This window comes from Chryseobacterium sp. UYP7, from assembly GCF_056279225.1.
The window spans coordinates 1-16,314 of sequence record NZ_JBWBQW010000009.1 but is presented as its reverse complement, the minus strand read 5'-3'; the positions used below and the strand labels follow the sequence as shown (position 1 = coordinate 16,314).

12 protein-coding genes are annotated in these 16,314 nt (G+C 32.6%); 9 read left to right on the top strand and 3 right to left on the bottom strand.

What is annotated here, in order from left to right:
- Positions 1 to 90 precede the first annotated feature (90 nt).
- The 9 genes from ACZ9HT_RS15490 (at position 91) to ACZ9HT_RS15450 (ending at position 12,629) form a co-directional block, all read left to right on the top strand.
- Entirely contained in the window at positions 91 to 732 is a 642-nt protein-coding gene (locus ACZ9HT_RS15490; protein ID WP_476041403.1) for a type IV toxin-antitoxin system AbiEi family antitoxin domain-containing protein, read from the top strand.
- Positions 729 to 1,586 (top strand): nucleotidyl transferase AbiEii/AbiGii toxin family protein, encoded by an 858-nt coding sequence (locus tag ACZ9HT_RS15485; RefSeq protein ID WP_476041402.1) that lies wholly within the window; start codon positions 729 to 731, stop codon positions 1,584 to 1,586. The genes ACZ9HT_RS15490 and ACZ9HT_RS15485 overlap by 4 nt, the downstream gene beginning before the upstream one ends.
- An 880-nt stretch (positions 1,587 to 2,466) precedes the next feature.
- Entirely contained in the window at positions 2,467 to 3,810 is a 1,344-nt protein-coding gene (locus ACZ9HT_RS15480) for an exodeoxyribonuclease VII large subunit (RefSeq protein WP_476041401.1), read from the top strand.
- Between the two features lie 64 nt (positions 3,811 to 3,874).
- Positions 3,875 to 4,051: a histone H1 gene (locus ACZ9HT_RS15475; protein WP_476041400.1), complete on the top strand. Its 177-nt coding sequence runs from the start codon at positions 3,875 to 3,877 to the stop codon at positions 4,049 to 4,051.
- 789 nt (positions 4,052 to 4,840) lie between these two features.
- The gene (locus tag ACZ9HT_RS15470; RefSeq protein WP_476041399.1) at positions 4,841 to 6,151 is read left to right on the top strand and encodes a DUF3945 domain-containing protein; all 1,311 of its coding nucleotides are present in this window, start codon (positions 4,841 to 4,843) and stop codon (positions 6,149 to 6,151) included.
- 893 nt (positions 6,152 to 7,044) lie between these two features.
- Positions 7,045 to 8,790 carry a restriction endonuclease subunit S gene (locus ACZ9HT_RS15465; RefSeq protein WP_476041398.1) on the top strand — a complete coding sequence of 582 codons (1,746 nt, stop codon included), beginning with the start codon at positions 7,045 to 7,047 and terminating at the stop codon, positions 8,788 to 8,790.
- Positions 8,787 to 10,379, top strand: a complete 1,593-nt coding sequence (locus tag ACZ9HT_RS15460) for an AAA family ATPase (RefSeq protein ID WP_476041397.1) — start codon at positions 8,787 to 8,789, stop codon at positions 10,377 to 10,379. Before ACZ9HT_RS15465 ends, ACZ9HT_RS15460 begins: the two co-directional genes overlap by 4 nt.
- Entirely contained in the window at positions 10,366 to 11,157 is a 792-nt protein-coding gene (locus ACZ9HT_RS15455) for an HNH endonuclease family protein (protein ID WP_476041396.1), read from the top strand. The genes ACZ9HT_RS15460 and ACZ9HT_RS15455 overlap by 14 nt, the downstream gene beginning before the upstream one ends.
- A gap of 11 nt (positions 11,158 to 11,168) precedes the next feature.
- Positions 11,169 to 12,629 (top strand): type I restriction-modification system subunit M, encoded by a 1,461-nt coding sequence (locus ACZ9HT_RS15450; RefSeq protein ID WP_476041395.1) that lies wholly within the window; start codon positions 11,169 to 11,171, stop codon positions 12,627 to 12,629.
- Positions 12,630 to 12,904: 275 nt separating this feature from the next.
- Here the strand turns inward: ACZ9HT_RS15450 and ACZ9HT_RS15445 are convergent, their stop codons facing one another.
- From ACZ9HT_RS15445 to ACZ9HT_RS15435, 3 genes are all read right to left on the bottom strand, one after another.
- Entirely contained in the window at positions 12,905 to 13,870 is a 966-nt protein-coding gene (locus ACZ9HT_RS15445; protein ID WP_476041394.1) for a DUF2971 domain-containing protein, read from the bottom strand.
- 75 nt (positions 13,871 to 13,945) lie between these two features.
- Positions 13,946 to 15,079: a hypothetical protein gene (locus tag ACZ9HT_RS15440; protein ID WP_476041393.1), complete on the bottom strand. Its 1,134-nt coding sequence runs from the start codon at positions 15,077 to 15,079 to the stop codon at positions 13,946 to 13,948.
- 313 nt (positions 15,080 to 15,392) lie between these two features.
- Positions 15,393 to 15,896 carry a hypothetical protein gene (locus ACZ9HT_RS15435; protein ID WP_476041392.1) on the bottom strand — a complete coding sequence of 168 codons (504 nt, stop codon included), beginning with the start codon at positions 15,894 to 15,896 and terminating at the stop codon, positions 15,393 to 15,395.
- Positions 15,897 to 16,314 lie beyond the last annotated feature (418 nt).

The following is a 16,314-nucleotide window of genomic DNA, read 5'->3' as shown; positions in this document are numbered from 1 at the left end:
TATGAAAGGGAATAATGTAATAACTCGAATGATGTAAAAATAGTTGCATATAATCGGAAAAATTCCGATTATTGTATTAAATATTTACAAATGTTAGCATTATCCAATCTTATCAAAAACTTTTCCGAGGAACCTCTGACAAGACAGGTCATGCTTTCCTTGCTGTCAGATTATAAACGTCCGAACGACAAGATCTCGGAGATGTTAAAAGCTGGATATCTTAGAACAGTAACGAAAGGACTATATGTGCCGGGATCAAAACTTGATATCGTATCTCCAGAACTATTTCTGGTGGCCAATCACCTTAGGGGACCAAGCTATGTTTCATTGGAAGCCGCACTTTCACATTGGGCATTTATTCCGGAACGCGTATATGAGATTACTTCCGCTACGACAAAAACGACCAAATCCTACAATACCGAGATAGCCCGTTTTAGCTACCTTCATCTACCTCTTCCTTATTATTCTATGGGCATTGAACGTGTGAATCTCACAAAGAAACAAGCTGTTCTTATGGCGTCTCCGGAAAAGGCCATCTGTGATAAGATCGTGACGACTTCGGGAATATTATTGCGCAGTATTAACCAGGTCATCACATTTCTGACCGAGGACATGCGCATCGATGAAAATATGCTCATCAAGCTCAATATAGATGCGATTGACTCCTGGATCCAGGATGCACCAAAAAAAACAAGTTTAGAGATGTTAACAAAAACCCTTAGAACCTTATGATCAAAGAGTGGTTACAAGAATACAATCCCAAAACCAAGCAAGATGTCTATGATGCACTGCGGGAAATTATGCAGGAAATTGCATTGGCGGGTCTTCAACGTGCTGGTTTTTTTGAAAAAGCAGCTTTTTATGGTGGCACTGCACTCCGCATTTTCTACAATTTGGATAGATTTTCTGAAGATCTTGATTTTTCACTCTTGGAGCCGGACGAAAAGTTTTCCCTTGAACCTTACTTTGAAGAGGTCGTCAAAGAATTTGAGGCTTTGGGAATCAGTGTCAGCATCCAAGAGAAAAAGAAATCTAATGCATCCAATGTAGAGTCTGCATTTTTAAAATCAGGCACTGTGTGGAAAGAGCTTGTTTTGGAAGATATTGTATCGCAGATGGGCATGGGATCTCTGACCAATGTAAAGATCAAGATCGAAGTAGACCGCAAGCCGCCTTTAGGTTTTGCAACTGAAGAAAAATTGTTATTGCGTCCCTTTTCATTTTATGTAAAATGTTTTAAAATGCCCAGTCTGTTTGCTGGTAAGATGCACGCCTTATTATTCCGGAAGTGGATCAAAAGGGTAAAGGGAAGGGACTGGTATGACCTAGAGTGGTATATAAAAAAAGGAACTCCGTTGGATCTCGACCACTTTTTGCTCCGTGCTCAGGATACTGCTGACTGGCAGGGCGAAATCATTAACGAAACGCAGGTCATTCAGCTTTTAGAAGAGAAGATCAAATCGGTGAATTTTGCAAGCGTTAAGGAAGATGTGATTCGGTTCATTCCTGATTCATCAGTGCTTGATCTATGGGGAGAGCAATACTTTTTGGACCTTATAAAGAACCTGAAATTTCACCAACGCTAATATATTTAATGGATATAAAAAATATCTATACGGTCTGAATCTGCTAAGCTTTTATATAAGTTGTGCTAAACATTAAAAGACTCCTGTTCCGATTAGGTAAAAGATCACCCTTTCAGATCTGACAAATTTTAAGACCTCTCTTCCCCGACGGAGAAAATGCCCACGATGTCACTGTTAAAGATATTATCTTGACACCAGTGAAAGATGCATTTGAGGTGACAAAGAAAAAGTATGGTGTTCAGGAAAAGCTCTATGGTTTGAAACTTACCTTCCCTTTTGACATTACCAATCCCTGTAATCGGCAGATGTAGATGCCGTTTCCAGAGTATTTCAAAATCATCGCAGATGAAATTAAAGATTTGGATGATTATATCTACAGTAAGCAATGTCATTTTTATATTAGCAATGAGAAAGAGCTTACCGATCAGAAGAAAATCCGCTCAGTTCCTTCTCAAAGTTTACGGATGTATCAATTAGAAGAGAATTACTTGTCGATTTCAAGGCAAAAGAAACCAGACATCTTGTAGTAAAATTTGAAAAACCATTTCCGGAGAATATAAAGACGATAACAATCAATAGGCTTTAATGCTCATCTTAGAAAAGAAGCTGACTACAATTCCGTGAATGATGATAGACAACAGATTTATTTAGCAGACGATAATTCAAACTATGCTTTGAAGATTGACATCAAGACGAAAAAAGTAATTGAAATCAGGAGCAGTTATAAGACAATGAAACTGTCAGAATAATGATATCTTTATATTATATGTCAGTCATTCCAAATCTCACCTGGTCATCCTAATAAAAAGCATTATTTTATTTTTGTTCAATTAAGCAATATCTTTGCTCATAATGCTTTTTTAAAAAGACAGTCAATCACATGGATGATCAAGAAGTTACGTATCCAATTTATTCACCGGCCTCAGTTATTGGGATCTTTAGCAATGCGCTGAAGCTCAATGCTACGGTTAATCTGATCTATCTGAAAGGCAGATATGCTTTTGGTGGTGGTAAATCTTATGGGAACTATTATTATGACCTTCTGTTTTCAGAAGGTGATCATACTTCGATAGGGATCCGTATTTCATCGCTACTCAGGAGCAAGATCACCAATAATGAGATCTATACGCTCAGAGGCTTTATTGAGAAGAGCATTAAAAATTCCTCGATTGAACTGCGCTTTGTGGTTGACGAACTCGTTCAGCAGGAAGAAAAATCCATCTCTGAAGAAGAATTGGAAAGGTACGGGCTGATCCAGAAAAAACTGGAGACAGGGTCAAAAGATCTTGAAACCCTAATCAGGGATAAGATGCTCAAAGGTGAAAAGGTCAGGGTGGCTAACATATATGGAAATAATGCAATTGTACAGAAGGATTTCTTCGAAGGATTGGATGTTTCCCAGAAGTATTTTAATATTACAGATCACAGTTGCAATATCACTTCCTCCACGACAATCATTTCCAAATTGAAGGAAATTTCAGCTTTGGATTATGATATTATTGCTCTGGTCAGGGGAGGAGGTGACAGGCAGAGTATGGAAACTTTTAATGACCTGAGGTTATCCGAATTATTCATAGCAATGAAACCGGTTACTGTTACGGCCATAGGTCATACGGTAGATGAGACGTTATTGGATAAGCTGGCTGACAAGCGTTTTCATTTACCGCACGATTACGGCGCTGGATTGCATACCGTTGCTGAAAAATTATTCCACGAACGATCCAATTCGAGGGCTTTATTGATCGATGAGGTGAAAAAAGATGTGACAAAACAATTTTCAGAGCAGGTGGAGACACTTGAAAAGCAGCTGAAGAAGAAGAATGAAGAATTCACCGAAGCTCAGAAAACTTATAAAGAGCAGGTAGAGAACCATAACAAAACTTTTGCAGACCAACTTAAAGCTAGAAACGATGAATTCCAGAAGCTTCAGGCCACATCTGCTAAACAGTTGGAAGATCTTCAGAAGAATTTTCAGGACCAACAGAAAGAACGCCAGGCAGAAATGGAAAGCTATAAAAAGGAGATCGCTGTTATGTACGAAAAGAATGTCCAGTCAGCGATCAATGAAAAAACGGCTTCCATAAAGGTTGATCTGGGAACTCTGAAACAGGAAAATGTTAGGCTGAACCAGGAAGTCCAAGACCGTAAAAACGATTTTGTAAAGATCATCATTGTATCTCTGGTGGCATTAATCATAGGTTTTATTATTGCCAAGCTTACATGAACGCATCGTTCACCAATTGCTATAAAGCATTATATTTGCAATCAAATTTAAATATTATCAATTTATGAAAGAACTTATCGAAAAGATCAATGCTGAATTCGAATCATTTTCAAACGAGGCCAGTCAACAGTCAGAAAAAGGAAACAAGGCTGCCGGGACAAGAGCAAGAAAATCAGCCTTAGAACTGAGCAAACTGTTCAAAGAATTTAGAAAGATTTCTGTTGAAGAATCGAAGAAGTAAGACCATTAAAGTTTAAACCCTGCATTAAGTGCAGGGTTTTTTATTTGATCAAATTGGCTGATTCAGCCTAACATTTTCTGGGTTTGAATTTCTACTAAAAAATAATTAAAGATTAATCCTGATTAAACCTGTAAGCAGTTTTTATATTTATGATTGCCAATCTATCAAAGGGGTTTTCTTAAAAATCTGGGCAATATTATAAATGTTATTGGCACCGTTTAGAACTTAGGTCCAGCATACAACAGCTAGTTCTACGATAATTACAGCTTTTCATTCTATTGTTTATTTACCTATTACAAAATCATTTTTCTCAATCCTTCGGTAAATAGTTAAAGTCAAGTACCATTATTTCATATGCGGCTATCTGATTTTCTATAGCAAATATATTCTGTTGTCACTGCGGAAAAAAATCTTTTTGGGTATCCGGAATCAGCGATCCCAGAACCTCCGCAAAAAAATTTCAAGCTTCCATCAATGTTCTTTCTTATTGTCTTCAAAGAATTGATTGCAGTTTTCCTTGTGCCTGCCTGAATGGTAATCTGCATAGAAAAAGTCAGAAACCTCACAAGATGCAATTGCAGTTCATTGAAATTTTGATCCTTATTATTCTCCTGGTATCATTAAGTTATTTGATGTTAAGATATTTCAATTGATAAGATTTATTTATAAATCAGTCCCTCCGATGGAACGATCAAGTAAAGAATAGAAAAAGTCAAAGTTTCCTTCAATCTGCAATTATAGTTTTTAAGCTAATCCCACCACAATAGTAATACAACCGAATAATAATTATTGCGAATATTTAATTTAAAAATAAATATCATGAACAACATTGGAAATCATACAGCAGTTTCAGAAGTCAGTACATTATTGGTACTTCGCCACAGTAATAATTCTGTCGGAATTGTGCAGGCGGTCAATCCATCCGGAAATCTCACATCCGTTCAGCCTGACCGGAACAAAGTGGATTCGGTCATCCATATCGATTCATCTGGAAGTTCTTTCATGGACTTCTATGCAGATTTTTATCATCAACTCAAAGATCCCTCTGAATATTCATTTTTTAAAGTGGGGGAGTTTGAGGCGCAGGAAACAGCGAAAGGTTTGCAGAAATATGTTGATTGTTCTTCGGAGGTTGAAAGACTAGATCTGATAGCGTACAAAGTTTCTATTGAGGCGGTAGAAAAAGCCAGAAATCAAAAGTCTACTGACAAATATTCTTCTGTTTTGAATAGTGGTTTAGATAATGGATCATCAGTTATCAATAATCGTTCTCAATACCGCTATCAGCTTGAAGATGTTCCGTGGGAGACGATGGATGAAATAGGTCTTGACAGGGAAAAGTTGGAAGAGATCGGTGCGGTGGATGCTCTGTTGAAAGGCTATAAAACACCGATGCTGATCCCGATAATTTTTAAAGATGGGGAAAAGGTAAGTCAGCTTGGTGCACGGTTGCGGTTGCGGATCGATGATGATGGAGAATTGGTTGTGAAGGTGCATCGGGTTTGTAAGAAAGTGGATTTCAGAAAGAAATTTAAGGATTATAAGTTTACAAAAGAGGATAGGGCTAATCTTTTAAATTCTGGGAATATGGGAAGAGTGGTAGATCTTAGTGATGCGCTTACAGGCCAGATCATTCCTTCCTTGATAAGTTTGGACAGGCTGTCCAATGAACTGATCTCTTTGAGGATGGAATTTGTGCGGATTCCTGATGTGCTTTGTGGGGTGATATTGGATATGGAACAGAAACAAGTGCTTCGTGATGGGAAACCTTTGTTTATTGAAAATATGGTTTCGAAGAAAGGAAAGCTTTTTTCTGCTATAGTGCAGTTCAATACGGATAAGCAATGGGTGGAGTTTTTGTTTGAGAATAAGTTCAGAAACTCTGGTTATAGCGAAGTACGACATTCTGAAAGGGAAGTTCCTTCACATTTCAGAGGGGTTAAGCTTCGCAAATGGCAGATGGATAAGTTAATGGAAGGGGAGACGGCTTATATCAGCGGACTGGAAAGCAAAAAAGGTAAGATTTATCAGGGTTATATTTGTTTTGATAAAACGATAGGTAAAATCGTGTTTTCGTTTAAGAAGTCTAAGAAAAAATAGGGGAGTCTTGAAAATGTTTTAGGGAGTTCAAGAGGTAAGGAGTAAGTTAATTTGAATATAAATTTTTAAGCAACCTACAAGGTCAATCGATCTTGTAGGTTACTTTGTTTGCGTTTTAAAAGCGGTAAGCTGGTGAAAATCGGGCGGCAAAAATGCAATTCCTCTCTGTGGTCGAAAACGCATTTTTGCGGAGTTTGGTGCAACCCCATTTCTAAAACATTGCCGGGCTTAGCTTTCTAAGTTTTTGAAAAACGGTTACGGAGATTTAAATATTTATACTATAATAATTAATTAGAACATTAGCTATCGCATTGTTTAAATGGGCGCTCTTTATCTCATAATAACAAACTGAAATATTATTCTGAATATATTTTTTGATAAGCTTGCTTTATCAAGTAAGATGCAGATTAATGATCTGGGAAATATTTTTTTATTTGAAGAAATTAGCAAATGCAAAAACTTTTCGGGTACTAAAAAATTAAACCGTAAAAAAAGTTCTAAAGAGAAAGAATAAGTAATTGAATAACTTAGAAGAATCTTAATGTAGGGCTTTTACACGTAAGTATATTTTAGCGGATTTTGTTTTCGTTATTAATAGCAGTAAATTCGCATTTTGTCCAAATTAAATATTATGACAATTAACTAACAAAAATTATTAATTCACCAAACCATAAAATAATAAAAGAAATTCTGAAGGTTACAAAGTTATATTGAAGCAGTATAAATAACTTTAGAATATTGTAAAATTAGTTAAAATTGCTTTTCCCAGTTTATATAAAAAATTTTGTAAACCGCTTTAAAATAAAACCAGCTTTGATTACTTAAATTAAAGAAATAGATTTAGTAAAGTCTACAATTTTTAGAAGACGGATTTTACTAGAAAAGAATTAAAAATGAAAGAACAACAAGTAAAATATAATTTACCTGCTACTTGGATCTGGGAGGAATTATATAATATCTGTTATAAAATAACAGATGGTTCGCACAATCCGCCTCCTAAACAGGACAGGGGAATTCCTATGCTGAGTGCGAGGAACATTGAAAATTATACGATAAATTTTGATAAAGATGTTAGATATATAAATCAAGATGATTATAAAAATGAAATACAACGGACAAATGTTGAAAAAGGTAATGTATTATTGACAATTGTAGGTACGATTGGTCGAGTTTCTATGGTTGAAAAACATCAAAGATTTGCGATACAGAGAAGTGTAGCGCTAATTAAACCTTTAATTATATCGGGTAAATATTTAATGTATTATCTATCATCTCCTTTTTGTCAAAAATTACTAGCAGATAATGCAACAGGTACAGCGCAAAAAGGAATTTATCTTAGAACATTAAAAAAGATTATAGTTCCTATTCCACCATTAGAGGAGCAATTTAGAATTGTCTTAAAACTGGAAGAAATATTTACTAGTCTTGAAAAAAGCAAGGAACAATTGGAGAATTCATTAAACCAATTGACTTATTACAAAAAATCAATTTTAAAACAAGCATTTGAAGGAAAGTTGACAGAAAAGTGGAGAAAAAATCAAATGGATTTAAAAACACCTCATGAGATAATAAATGAGATTAATTCATATAAGAACGAGCAATATAAAATTGAATTAGAAGAATTAGCTAAGGAAAAAAATACATTTAAATTAAAAAAGCCAAAAAAAGTAATTGTATCATCACAAGCGCAAAAATTATCAGAATTAAGATTGCCTAAAGAGTGGTCATATATATCATTGAAAGATATCTGTCAGTCTGTAGATCGAATTATTTTAAAAGAAAAAAAAAGCAATGATAAATTCATTTATCTAGATATTGGTGGTATTAACAGGTATAATAATTTAATTGAAACTTATAAAGAGTATCAATGGGATAGTGCGCCTTCAAGAGCTCAATATATAGTCAGAATAAATGATATTCTATTTTCGACAGTTAGAACCTATTTAAAGAAGATTGCAATGATAGAGGATGAAAAATTTCACAATCAAATAGCAAGTTCAGGTTTTGCCGTAATACGAACTTTTGGAAATTTTATCAGTCAAAAGTATATGTTTAAATATATAATTTCAGATAATTTTATACAACCATTAAATGATTTACAGTCAGGTTCTTCTTATCCAGCGGTTAGAAATAGTGATGTATTTGATCAACTTATTCCAATTTGTTCTATTGAGGAACAAAATGCTCTTTCTGAAGAATTGGATAAACGATTTTCTATTATTAATTACTTTGAAAAGACAGTACAAAAAACTCTAATCAATATAGAGTCATTGAAACATAGTTTTCTTCAAAAAGCTTTTGAAGGAAAATTGTTGAAACAAGATTTTAGCGATGAACCAGCAAGTGCCTTACTTGAAAGAATAAAACTTGAGAAAGAGGAATATTTAATTACAGCAAAGGAGCAAAAAAATAATTCATTAAAATTAAAAATTATGCCGGAAGAGCGAAAATCAATCGTTGAAATATTGAAAGAGAATGTTAAACCCATTTCTTCTAAGGAGCTTTGGTTATCCTCTGATAAAAAAGATGATATTGAAGAGTTTTATGGAGAGCTTAAAAAGTATATAGAATCAGGACAAATTATTGAATTGCCTAAAGTTGGTAAGGAATCATTTCTAAAAATTGCCGATAGATCATGAGAATAGATCAAGTCAAAATAGAGGATTATAAAAACTTAAAACAGTTTAAAATTAATCTTGATGAAAATGTAATGAAAACTGTTCTAATCGGGCAGAATGCTTCAGGTAAATCAAATTTTATTGAAGCATTAATTTTAATTTTCAAATATCTTGATTTAAGCACAGAAACAAAGAGGCAATTACCAAGTTTTGAGTACAATATTATCTATAAAATTCAAAATAATATAATTGACGTAACCTGTCAAAAAGGAAATTATTTGATTCTTGTAAACGAAGAAAAACAAACTTATAAATCTTTTTTTTCAGATGAATCTAAAGCAAAATATCAACCTAAATATGTATTTACTTACTATTCAGGATTAAGCAATAAATTGAAGGAGCTTTTTTGGGATCACCAAAATAATTTTTATAATAAGATTATTGGGGAAGATTTTAAAGATGATGAACTAGATTCTCTAAGGAAGCTTTTCTATGTACAATTAGTCCATTCATATTTTGTTTTACTAGCATATTTTACACATGAGGAAGAAGAAAGTTTAAATTTTTTAAATGATGTATTGAATATTGAAGATATTGAATCTATTCTTTTTGTCCTTAAAATGCCTAAATGGGCTGAAAGTAGAATTAAGAATAATCCAGATGATATCTTTTGGACAGCAAAAGGACTAGTAAGACCATTCTTAGAAAAACTCTGGGAATTATCTCTTGCCCCCATTTATAATGACGAAAAAATAAAAACAGATTTTGCTGAAGTAGAAGATCAGAAAAGACTATACCTGTTTCTAAAAGGAAAAGATAAATTACAAGAGCTTGCTAAAACTTACACCAGTAACACAGCCTTATTTAAGGCATTAGAAAGTACATACATTTCAAAGCTCATTTCAGAGGTCAGAATAAAAGTCAAGAAGAAAAATGTTGATGGTAGTATCACATTTAAGGAATTAAGCGAAGGAGAACAGCAATTATTAACGGTACTAGGATTATTAAAATTTACAAAAGATGAAGATTCTTTAATTTTATTAGATGAACCTGACACACATCTTAATCCAATTTGGAAGTGGAGATATTTGGAATTTTTAGATAAAGTAGTAGATCGTCCTGCCAGTACTCAAATCATACTTAACACTCATGATCCTTTAGTTATTGGGAACTTGACTAAGAGAGAAGTTCGATTATTTAGGACAACTTCAGATGGTCAAATTGTAGTTGAGGAACCTGAAATAGACCCTAGAGGTTTAGGCGTAGAAGGGATATTAACAAGTGAATTTTTTGGGTTACCAACGACAATTGATGATTTTACTCAAAGTAAATTGGATAAAAGGAATGAATTGCTAGTAAAGCAACATGAAGACGAACTTTCAGAAGTGGATCAAGAAACGTTGAGGACTCTATTTGCAGAGCTTGATGATTTAGGGTTTGGGAATACATTTCGTGACCCTTTGTATCAAAAGTTTATTGTAGCGTATAAAAATCGTATTAAAGATCAAGGAAAAAAAATCTTCACAAAAGAGGAATTAGATAAGCAAAATACTATTGCTATGGAAATACTTGAAGAACTTTCAAAAGAAGAAGATAATGATATACATTGATAGAAAAGATTTTGCCCCTAATATTATCTGGATCAATAAAGCCGACGCTTTAACTGAGAAACTTATTGATGCACCTAATGTAGCTAGTCGTAATAAAATTATTGATGATAATCAGGCTGTATGGGGAGAATTAAAAGATTTTTTATTATCAATTTCAAATAACAAGTGTTGGTATTCTGAAGCGAATGATAACTATAATCACTTGCATGTTGATCATTTTAGACCTAAAAAAAGTGCCTTAGGTATTGACAAGAAAGACAAGGGCGGTTATTGGTGGTTAGCATTTGCTTGGACAAATTATAGGGTCTGTGGAGGAGCAGGCAATGTTCGAAAGCGAGATAAATTTGCCGTTAGAAATAATAAATCTAACGATCCTAATACACCAATTGAAGATGAGTTAGTATATTTCTTGGATCCTTGCGAAGAAGAAGATGTATTAAAAGTGACATTTAATCCTAAAGGTTATGTGACGCCAATTAAATCGAGCGGGTGGGATTTTGAAAGAGCAGACTATACTATAAAAGGGCTAAATCTTAATTTCAAAAAATTAAAAGAAGCTAGACAAGATGTTTGGATTGAGATTTCAACACTAGTTTCTGAAACTCAAAATTTGATGGACTTAAACGATGCAAATCCAAGCGTTTTTAGAAGAGGACAGATAAAAGAAAAATTAAAACAGATAAAAGATTTAGTAAAACCTAGTGCAGAATTTTCTGCAACAGTTAAAGCATGTTTAGTGAGCACAGGTTTAACTTGGGCCTCTAAAATTGCAGCATAATTAAGAAACATATGTCAACAAATAATATAGCACAGAAAATATGGTCATATTGCGATACTCTAAGAGATGATGGACTAGGGTATAATGACTATTTGGAACAATTAACATATTTGCTATTTCTGAAAATGGCTGATGAGAATAAGAGTAAATATAACTTACCAGATATTTGTAATTGGGATGAGTTAGTGGTCAACTCAGGAGGCAGGCTATTGGAACAATATGAGCAAATACTTAAAACTCTAGCGGATTCAGGCGGGATGCTTGAAAAGATATTTGCAAGTGCTCAAAATAAAATACACGATTCAGTAAAATTAAAAAGATTACTTCAACTTATAGATGAAGATAATTGGTCTTCAACAGACTCTGATGTAAAGGGAGAAATTTACGAAACTTTATTACAAAAAAATGCTGAAAACAGTGGAGCTGGTCAATATTTCACCCCCAGACCTGTTATACAAGCAATGGTTGAATGTATTAATCCACTTCCAGAACAGACCATAGCTGACCCTTCTTGTGGAACTGGAGGATTTTTCTTAGGAGCATTAAATTATCTTCGAGAACATAATACCCTTTCGGATGATCAAGAAAATTTTTTAAAGTTTCAGACATTTCACGGTTGGGAAATCGAAAAATCCACTGCAAGATTATGTTTAATGAATTTGTATTTACATGGAATAGGAGATTTGCAAAAGACGCCAGATGTACAGGTCTCAGATAGTTTAAATCCCCAAAAGATAAATAAAGAAGTCCCTAATGTAAAAATTGTACTTGCAAATCCACCTTTTGGAAAAAGTAGTAGCGACATACCGACAATAGATGAAAATCAAGCAAAAAAAGATGGATACTTTTTGCGTAAAGATTTTTGGGTTACTACGAGCAACAAGCAATTAGCTTTTTTACAACATATAGTATCGATGTTAGATGAAGATGGAAGAGCTGCAGTTGTTCTTCCTGATAATGTGTTGTTTGAAGGTGGAGCAGGCGAAATTATTCGAAAAAAATTGCTTGAAGAAACAAATTTACATACGATATTGAGGTTACCGACAGGCATATTCTATGCTCAAGGAGTTAAGTCAAACGTGTTGTTTTTTGAAAAAAATAAACATTCTAAAGGCTTAAACACTAAAGATGTTTGGTTCTATGATTACCGTACAAATATCCACCATACACCCAAAAATAATCAAATAACTTTAAAGCATCTATCCGACTTCATAAATAATTATAAAGTGGGTTCAGAAAATAAACGAGAGGAATCTTGGTCTGTTGATAATCCGGATGGCCGTTGGCGAAAATACTCTTATAAACAGATTATCGAAAGAGATAAAACCAATTTAGATATATTTTGGCTTAAGGATAATAATTTAGTAGACCTAGAAAATCTTCCTGATCCAGAGTTGTTAATCGATGATATTATTGAGAATATCGAAAGTGCATTAGCAAATTTTAGAACAATTAGAGAATCCCTAAATTAATTTATTGAGTAATATTGATGCTGAAGCTTGGCTGTTTCTATTTTTTAGGAATGGCCATTTTAAATTTTTGAGAAGTTAATCACAATTAGTAACCTCATAATAATTAATCAATTCTCAGAGTGAAAAATCAATAGTTACTGTGACTAATAAAAATTAAATTTCTCCGCAACATAATTTGATTTAAAAGACACAAACTTCTACAGAATTATGGATATGTAAAGAGTTTTGCAGATTAAAAATATCACATTTACATTGATTGACTAAATTATAAATACCTAACTGCATTTAATTAGTTTAAAATGCAGTTTCTGATTTTCAGTATCCAAAATAGTTTCAAAAACTTCTAGTTTTTTCCTTTTACAAATTTCTATCACTTTTATTTTGTCTGAATCACTAATTTTATAACCTAAATATACTTTGCTTTGGCAATCCATAGGGTAGTTTTGACTTAACATTGATGGTCCTATTTGGAAAATTAATCTCCATTCTTTTTCGTATTTCCAATCAATGGACTTGCGAGTACCACTTATGATTGGATAAAGATTATTAAATGTAGAGCTTGATATATATATTTCTAAATGTTTAGTCGAATCATACAATTCTGACGTATATACAACAGGGTATAATATTCTTCTCCTAATATCAGTTACAACCCAATTATCTATAGTATACTCGACACAAATTCCCTTATGAGAATTTGCATAGTGACTCCACATCAAAAGAACTTCTGGTGATTCACAAAATGAGCTAACTTTCATAGTGTTTTGGATAAAAGATAATTTCTCATTCAGTCGGTTTTGTACAGCTTCTTTCAATACTGAGTGTCCAATATTGATAATTTTTTCAATTTCATAATCACTATATTCTTTTGATGATTTAAGAACGTTTCTAAAAATAAAATTTACAGGATTATCTTGATTTTTAGCTTCTTTAAATAACTCATCAGAAATATTTAAATCTTTCACGTCAATTAACTCAACGTAATGCTTTTTTGATACAACTTTTAACAGTGACTCTAAATCTGTTTTTTCATAAAATTCATACGGATCATTATAATCGCTCGGGCTATTTATCCAAACAGTATCACTTTCTAAATTACTTATAGAAAAGTCATTAATCCCTCGGTATTTATAAAGTTTTTTAGGGAGATTTTTAAGCTTTATTTGTTGAGCTCTTTCAATATCTCCATCATCAAATGCTGTAGAATCTAATATATTTAAATATTCGTCTTTCCAGTCCATTGTGCAAAATAATTATTAATTTATTTTCTTTAATTCTTTAGTGATGTTTGAAGTAATCAATCTAAAACGCAATTATTAAATATCACTTTCTTTTTCTTCACTATTGTTATAAGGATGAAAATCTCTAATACTGCCGTTTGGCTCAACTTCCAGTCTATAATAATTTCCATCTACATAAATAGCTCTAGAACCCATTCTTAGAAAAGATCTTGAAGGATTTTGCTTAAAGAATTCTTGTATATCACTCCTCTCTTGATCAACAACCATTTTAAGAATAGAAAGAATGGCATCATACTTATACTGAAACACAGTTTTTCCAATAAACCTATCGCCAATTTGAGTTTCACTAACATGTCTCGCATATATATGTACAAAACGATCAAACGGTAAATATAAAGGGATATCGCCGAATGCAATAATTTCTTCATCAAATTTATAGCAAGCTTTTCTTAGTTCCTCTAACTGAGTCTTATAACTATCTGCTATTTCATTAATTTTTTCGTGCGATTTTTGAATCTCTAAATCAATTATCTCTTTTTTCTTTATTCTTTTGTCGACACTTAATTTAACAAATTCAGTAATATCGGTCTCTGAAATTTTAAGTTCTTGAAGTTTTGTTTCTAATTCTATCAGCCTTACCTTATCTAGAAAATCCTGATCAGTTATTAATAGAAATTCCTTAAAGTCATTTTCTTCCACACCAATTTGTAAATGTTTTCTAAATGCCCAGTATTCGCATTTTTGGTTGGGTGTGAATTTAACATTTTCTTTGTAAAGAGAACTTAAAAAACCGAACCTAACTCTGTTTAATTCTTCCCAACCACTAAATGAAGGAGCTTTAATTTGGAGTTGATTCTCAATGTTCTTTTTCTTTGTTTTAACGAATCTATTTTCTCTTTTTCTATTAAAGAAAGATATAAATGTAATACTACTCGCTTGAATTCCTTCTTTATCCAATAAAGCCAAATCTTCATCAGAAATTGATTCAAGTTCTGATGGACTAAATTTTATTTTTTTATCGGTTCTAGAGATTGTATCATTTTTGCGTAGTTTTTCGCAATCCTCTCTTTCAGAAAGAGTATAGAGAAAGGTGCCCATTAACTCACTACCTAATCTTTTATATTCATCAGAGTTGCGGTCAAAGCGTAGAATTACGAATGTATCATATTGTCCAAAATCATGGTAGATTTCCTCATAAGAAAAGTTCATAAAAAGGTAATTATGGTTGTTAGTATAGTAAATATACAGAATTGATTTAAATTTACCATCTCTCATTTAAAAAGAAAAATCCAAATATATTGAAGATTTAGGCTTTTAAAATTATTTCGTAGTTGTAATTTTTGATGTAAGTAGTAAAAAAAATCAAGTTGTTTTAGGTCTGAATCAACTGAAATGCTTATATTGAAAATATTCAGATTTTTGGTTTGATAATAAGTTGTTTTTTAAAACTAAAACAAAAATCATAATTTTCTCTAATTTATTTAAATTTAGATATCTTCATTTTAAGATAGTAAAGTGTGCTTCAAAGCTTTTCTATTTTTAAATGTTTCTCGTATAATACTTTCTTCTTAGATTTGCTCAAATCTCCTTTTTTAGCTTCAGCTTTTACTCCTTCCCATTCTAATTTTAATAGAGTTTGCGTTAGCATTATCAAGTTTTCTATTTCTTTTTTTAATTCATTAATATCCGAATCTGTCAAGTCAATAATTTTGTCAATACTTTTAATTATTTGTATGTCATAAATATCTTCGGGATTTAATTGAAGTTTTATCAAAAATCTTAATTTGTCAACTCTTTCCGATAGATGATTTTTTTTAATATATTCCAGTCTATTTTTTGTCAGAGAATAATTGTTAGTTAACCCGCAAAATTCAGACACATTGATTCGAATTGTATCAATCCATTTAATTCTCGATGCTGTTACAGAATTAATAAAAGTAGTTTTTTTGGAATTTATCAATCCAATATATAGACTTATTCCTGCTATTACTAATGAAATTATTGTAAGATAATCTTTTGTTTCCATAGTTAATTATAAAGCTATTTTAGTTACAAAATTTCAACGCAAATTAAAACTCCCTCGGTGTAGCTATATCCGTATCCATAGCCATAGCTTCCTCCGCCGCTTACTTTTTCTGTGTCTGATAACAATCTTGGTGAACTTGATATACCTTGAGAACTAAACTGATAATTAAAACGTCCCGAAGTAATAGGGGAAATAGAAATTACTCTCACATTTTGAGAAAATAACTTCTCAATTTCGTTGTTGATATCATTAGACAATCGTTCACCATCAATTTCTGAATCAGACCATCCTGTAATTTTTTGAGAAGCTACTCTTTTAGTAACTGGAAAAAACGCTCAAATTGACCACCAAAATTCGGAGTAAATTGACCACCTGATTCGGAGCAAAGTGACCACCAAGATTCGGAGCAAATTGACCA

Excerpts from the sequence above, each read along its gene's own strand:
- ACZ9HT_RS15465 (WP_476041398.1), top strand. The coding sequence starts at position 7,045 with ATGAAAGAACAACAAGTAAAATATAATTTACCTGCTACTTGGATCTGG.
- ACZ9HT_RS15475 (WP_476041400.1), top strand. The coding sequence starts at position 3,875 with ATGAAAGAACTTATCGAAAAGATCAATGCTGAATTCGAATCATTTTCA.
- ACZ9HT_RS15435 (WP_476041392.1), bottom strand. The coding sequence starts at position 15,896 with ATGGAAACAAAAGATTATCTTACAATAATTTCATTAGTAATAGCAGGA.
- ACZ9HT_RS15450 (WP_476041395.1), top strand. The coding sequence starts at position 11,169 with ATGTCAACAAATAATATAGCACAGAAAATATGGTCATATTGCGATACT.
- ACZ9HT_RS15460 (WP_476041397.1), top strand. The coding sequence starts at position 8,787 with ATGAGAATAGATCAAGTCAAAATAGAGGATTATAAAAACTTAAAACAG.
- ACZ9HT_RS15440 (WP_476041393.1), bottom strand. The coding sequence starts at position 15,079 with ATGAACTTTTCTTATGAGGAAATCTACCATGATTTTGGACAATATGAT.
- ACZ9HT_RS15445 (WP_476041394.1), bottom strand. The coding sequence starts at position 13,870 with ATGGACTGGAAAGACGAATATTTAAATATATTAGATTCTACAGCATTT.
- ACZ9HT_RS15455 (WP_476041396.1), top strand. The coding sequence starts at position 10,366 with ATGATATACATTGATAGAAAAGATTTTGCCCCTAATATTATCTGGATC.
- ACZ9HT_RS15480 (WP_476041401.1), top strand. The coding sequence starts at position 2,467 with ATGGATGATCAAGAAGTTACGTATCCAATTTATTCACCGGCCTCAGTT.
- ACZ9HT_RS15490 (WP_476041403.1), top strand. The coding sequence starts at position 91 with ATGTTAGCATTATCCAATCTTATCAAAAACTTTTCCGAGGAACCTCTG.
- ACZ9HT_RS15485 (WP_476041402.1), top strand. The coding sequence starts at position 729 with ATGATCAAAGAGTGGTTACAAGAATACAATCCCAAAACCAAGCAAGAT.